Origin of the sequence: Clostridium lapidicellarium (assembly GCF_041224415.1) — a bacterium.
Classification (GTDB): domain Bacteria; phylum Bacillota; class Clostridia; order Clostridiales; family Clostridiaceae; genus Clostridium_B; species Clostridium_B lapidicellarium.
Genome location: NZ_JBGFFE010000061.1, coordinates 1 through 737 on the forward strand (window position 1 = coordinate 1; position 737 = coordinate 737).

Genomic DNA, 737 nt, shown 5'->3' on the forward strand with positions numbered 1-737 from the left:
CAAAGGATGTTGCATCAAAAACCGATGTTATTATAACAATGCTTCCAAATTCACCCCAGGTAAAGCAGGTTGTTTTTGGAGAGAATGGTGTTGCAGAAGGGATAAAAAAAGGTTCTGTACTTATTGACATGAGTTCTATAGCACCTCTTGTTTCGAGAGAAGTGGCTGAAAAGCTTGCGGGCAAAGGAGTAGATATGATAGACGCGCCGGTAAGCGGAGGAGAACCGAAAGCCATAGATGGAACTTTATCCATAATGGTAGGCGGAAAGAAAGAAACTTTTGAAAAATATAAGGACTTGCTCCTGAAGATGGGTTCAAGTGCTGTGCTCTGTGGAAGCATAGGAGCTGGAAATGTAACGAAACTTGCAAACCAGGTTATAGTTGCACTCAATATAGCAGCTATGTCGGAGGCATTTGTGCTCGGAACAAAAGCAGGGGTATCACCTGAACTCATATACAATGCCATAAAAGGTGGACTTGCAGGAAGTACGGTACTCGATGCAAAGGCACCTATGGTGCTTGACAGGAATTTCAAACCTGGATTCAAGATAGACCTTCACATAAAGGATCTTACGAATGCAGTTGAAACAGGAGCGGGTGTGGGAGCACCATTATTTCTTACAAATCAGGTTTTGGAAATACTGAGGAATTTGCATCTTGATGGAGAAGGACAGAGTGACCACTCTGCTATCATAAAGTTCTATGAGAAGCTGGCAAAGGTTGAAGTAACAAAATAA

General features: G+C 42.2%; 1 protein-coding gene. It reads left to right on the top strand.

Annotated features, from left to right (window positions below; translation table 11 throughout):
- Positions 1 to 737: 2-hydroxy-3-oxopropionate reductase (gene garR, locus AB8S09_RS15770; protein ID WP_369869560.1), on the top strand; the 737-nt coding region annotated here is incomplete at its 5' end.